5 protein-coding genes are annotated in these 4,122 nt (G+C 65.2%); all 5 read right to left on the minus strand.

Going from position 1 to position 4,122, the window contains the following annotated elements:
• Positions 1-158 precede the first annotated feature (158 nt).
• Positions 159-548 (minus strand): Sec-independent protein translocase protein TatB, encoded by a 390-nt coding sequence (tatB, locus tag A5634_RS18795; protein WP_065145541.1) that lies wholly within the window; start codon positions 546-548, stop codon positions 159-161.
• Positions 548-904 carry a hypothetical protein gene (locus A5634_RS30010; protein WP_065145542.1) on the minus strand — a complete coding sequence of 119 codons (357 nt, stop codon included), beginning with the start codon at positions 902-904 and terminating at the stop codon, positions 548-550. The genes tatB and A5634_RS30010 overlap by 1 nt, the downstream gene beginning before the upstream one ends.
• A complete protein-coding gene (gene htrA / locus A5634_RS18805) occupies positions 904-2,406 on the minus strand; it encodes a serine protease HtrA (RefSeq protein ID WP_065145543.1) in 1,503 nt (500 codons plus the stop codon). The genes A5634_RS30010 and htrA overlap by 1 nt, the downstream gene beginning before the upstream one ends.
• Before the next feature lie 158 nt (positions 2,407-2,564).
• Positions 2,565-2,981, minus strand: coding sequence for an anti-sigma E factor RseA (gene rseA / locus A5634_RS18810; RefSeq protein ID WP_065145545.1), 417 nt, complete (start codon positions 2,979-2,981; stop codon positions 2,565-2,567).
• 166 nt (positions 2,982-3,147) lie between these two features.
• Entirely contained in the window at positions 3,148-3,927 is a 780-nt protein-coding gene (gene sigE, locus A5634_RS18815; RefSeq protein ID WP_065145544.1) for an RNA polymerase sigma factor SigE, read from the minus strand.
• Between the last annotated feature and the right edge of the window lie 195 nt (positions 3,928-4,122).

The following is a 4,122-nucleotide window of genomic DNA, read 5'->3' on the forward strand; positions in this document are numbered from 1 at the left end:
ACCTTTACGGCGACAGACGCAAAAAGAGCCAAACACCGAGTGATCTAGACCCAACCACCGCAACGCGGCAAAGTCACCATGACACTGAGACGCAAAATCGCGTTGGAGCATGCGCTCCATGGTGTTTTTGCGTCTGCTCGGGCCACCCCGTCGCCGAGCTAGGTGGCGTCGGTGTCGAACGGGGTGCGTTCGGGGCTGGCTGGCTCGGCGGCTGGCTGAGGCGGCTGGTCAGGCACCGAAGGTGAGACCGGCTTGTCGAAGTTGCCGGTAAAGATCGAGTCGTCGCCGTCGAGTAGGTGCTTGGTCAGCGCCGCACGCGGCGTCATGCCACGCAACTTCTGCAGCTCGCCGAGTTGTCCACGCAGATCGTCGAATTCAGGTCCCATGTCGTCGCGCAGTTGGCTGGTGACGCCGCTGAGGTAGTCGCGCGCCTGCCGGAGCGCACCGGCCGTCCAGCGGATGGCGCCGGGGAGCCGCTCCGGGCCCAGCACGACCAATCCGACTACGACGAGGACCAGCATCTCCCCCCAGCCGATGTTGGCGAACATCAGGTCAGATGGTGATGACCGCTTGCGATCATCACGGTCGGATGGTGATGACCCGCCGCGCCCGGCTGCGCCGCGCTTGCGATCATCACGGTCGGATGGTGATGACCCGCCGCGCCCGGCTGCGCCGCGCTTGCGATCATCACGGTCGGATGGTGATGACCCGCCGCGCCCGGCTGCGCCGCGCTTGCGATCATCACGGTCGGATGGTGATGACCCGCCGCGCCCGGCTGCGCCGCGCTTGCGATCATCACGGTCGGATGGTGATGACCCGCCGCGCCCGGCTGCGCCGCGCTTGCGATCATCACGGTCGGATGGTGATGACCCGCCGCGCCCGGCTGCGCCGCGCTTGCGATCATCACGGGCTGGTATCGGGGTCGGGTTTGACCGTCAGCGTGACGTGACGACCGTCGCGGACCACCTCGATTGGCGCGTCCTGACCGATGGTCAACTGACGCACCGCAACCACAGCCTCGTCGGAGTCGGCCACCTTCCGGTTGCCGATCTTGACGATCACGTCGTTTTCCAGAATTCCGCCCTTTTGCGCGGGTCCGCCGGCCTTCACGTTGGCCACCTGCGCGCCCGAGGCGATCGCGTTGCTCACCGACCGGGTGCTGATGCCCAGGGTCGGGTGCATGATCTTTCCGTCTTTGATCAGCGTCTGGGCGACCAGCTTCATCTCGTTGACCGGTATTGCGAAGCCCAGGCCGCTGGCGCTGTCGGACAACGACTTGCCGGCCGTGTTGATGCCGATGATTTGGGAGTCCATGTCGATCAGCGGGCCGCCGGAGTTGCCGTGGTTGATCGAGGCGTCGGTCTGCAGCGCGTCGATGACGGTGTCGGTGTCAGAACCCTCGCCCGACAACGGAACCGGGCGATGCAGTGCACTGATGATGCCGTGCGTCACTGTGCTGCGCAGACCCAGTGGAGCGCCCGCGGCAATCACCTCGTCGCCGACGCGCACCTTGTCGGAGTCACCGAGGCGGGCGACGCTCAAGTTGTCGACGTTGTCGACTTTCAGGACCGCCAGGTCGGTCTTGGGGTCGCGGCCGACCAGGCTGGCGGGCACTTCCTTGCCGTCGTTGAAGACCACTGTGGTCTTGAACTGGCTGGGGTTGTTGGCAGCTTCGGAGATGACATGGTTGTTGGTGACGATGTAGCCGCGGCCGTCGATGACGACGCCGGAGCCCTGCATGCCCTCCTGGTCGCTCTTGGACTCGATGGTCACCACGGAGTCGGCGACGGTGGCCGCCACCTTGGTGAACCTGCCGGCGGGTTCCTCGGCGTTACCGGAGGTCGACAGCGTCACCTTCGAGGTAGTGAACGCCTCAACCACCTCGGCCGTCTTGCGCCCGATCACACCGCCGATCCCGCCGATCACCAGTGCGATGAGCAGCAGCACCGCCAGAGCTAGATAGGAGACCTTGCCGCCGAACAGCACATCGCGAACGCCGAGCTTGCCGCTGTGGTGCAATTCGCCGTGCGCTACCACCGGCGGCAGTGCCGGGGTGCCCAGCGCGGCAGCCGCGTCGGGATCGCGCCACGGATCGTCGGGATCGTCCTGCTGGTCACCGTTCTTCTCGGCAGCCAGCGCGCTGGCGTCGATCGGATGGCGCTGCAGGGTTTCGGTGGCCCCCATGGGACGGCTGAAGGCTTCCTCCAGCACCGGGTCGGCCGGTTGGTCATGCGGCCTGAAGTCAGTCTGGTCCCGATACTTCTGCGGGCGGACCCGCTCTGCCACAAAAGAGCCCTGCTGCCCGGCTGGACGGCTGAATGTCTGCCGCGAGGAGGGGTCGACCGGCGGTCGGTAGATCGGGCGGGGCGCCAGCCGTTCGGTGTTGTTGCCTTCGTCGGAGGTCACAGTTCCTCTTCTAGATCCGTTTCGAGCCCGTCAGGACCCACTGCAGGGCATGTGCGCAGCGCAAACGGCGGCATGACCCGGAAATCGCGTTGGTGTCCACCCTAGTATCCACAGCTACCCGCATGTCGGCATGAACCCACGCTCGGCAACGAGGCGAGCTACCGACGCTTCCGCTGCTCGCGCGCGTCGCGCTCGGCAAACCGATCAGAGAGGGGTGTCACCTCGTCATGGGGTGTTTCCAGGGGGCTGTGCGGAATCTCTGACAGCAACCCGAGCAGCGAGCTGGGCATGCGGATGGGGTGCGAATCACGCAGCGCGTCGCGGGCGCGGCTGTGATCGTCCACTTCGGCCGCACATTGGGGGCACAGCGAAAGGTGGTGCGCGGCGCGCAGATGTGCGTTCATCCGCAACTCGCCGTCGACGAAGGCGGCGATGGCCTCGATGGATAAGTGTTCGGTGGATCCGAACCGACGGGGTGCACCTACCGGTGCATCGCTTTGTGACGCGAACTGAGCGGGAAGCCAAGAGAACGCACGCCGAAACACATGTCTTCCTGTGTTTCCGGGATCGGCCATGACCAGTTCCTTTCGCACCCGCTTCCCCGCCAAGTCGAGCCGTCGGTACCTCGAATGTAGCGCGGAGCGATGCTTGATAACCATGTTCAGCCCATTAATCCCCGGCATTTGGGACCAGTTGGCAACCGTGCAGTGGCCAAACCGAGCATTCGGCCACGGCAGTTGCCTAGCTTGCCGCCCGCATCGGACGGTCTTCGACGCGCAGGCCGTGCTCCGGATGAGCGGCCAGGTAATCCCGCAGCGCCTGACGTCCGCGGTGGATCCGGCTGCGCACGGTACCGAGCTTGACGCCGAGGGTGGCGCCGATCTCCTCGTAGGACAAACCTTCGATGTCGCACAGCACCACCGCGGCCCGGAACTCCGGCGGCAGCGAGTCCAGCGCGGCCTGCAGGTCCGGCCCGAGACGTGAGTCGTGGTAGATCTGCTCGGGGTTTGGCTCGTCGGCAGGGACCCGGTCGTAGTCCTCGGGTAGCGCCTCCATGCGGATGCGTGCCCGCCGGCGCACCATGTCGAGGAACAGGTTGGTGGTGATGCGGTGCAGCCAGCCCTCGAACGTGCCGGGCTGGTAGTTCTGCACGGACCGGAAGACCCGGATGAAGGTTTCCTGCGTCAGGTCCTCGGCGTCGTGCTGGTTGCCGGAAAGACGGTAAGCCAGCCGGTATACCCGGTCGGCGTGCTGACGGACCAGTTCGTCCCACGATGGCATCGCCGACTTGTCTCCCGTGGCGTCGAAAACCGCTGTGCCGAGCAGTTTGTCGGACGGCTCGGCCCAGTCGTCGTCACGGACGACCTGGGGGTGAGACATGGTGGTCGGGCTCAAAGTGGTGATGGTGACTTCCTCCGCGTTGTTCTTGCCATCCAGTGTTGGCATTTCTTCACTTTTCGAAACACTAAGTTGCCAGTCGCTATTCCCGCCGTCGTCGCTCCACAGTCCCCCGCGTTCCATACGGCTTACCGTCGCGCATCCGAGTGTGGGCGAGGTATGAGCAGTCTGAGCTTTAGCTGAGAAACCATACTGTTACCTATGTTTTCCAGCACCGATGCCGATTCCAACAACCCACGTGACCTCGCCCACCCCGGGCGTGTCGGCACCGTCGACATCGGGCGCGCCTGAGCCACCGCCCAGTGCGTTCGGCATACT

It is taken from the genome of Mycobacterium asiaticum (assembly GCF_001673365.1).
Classification (GTDB): domain Bacteria; phylum Actinomycetota; class Actinomycetes; order Mycobacteriales; family Mycobacteriaceae; genus Mycobacterium; species Mycobacterium asiaticum_A.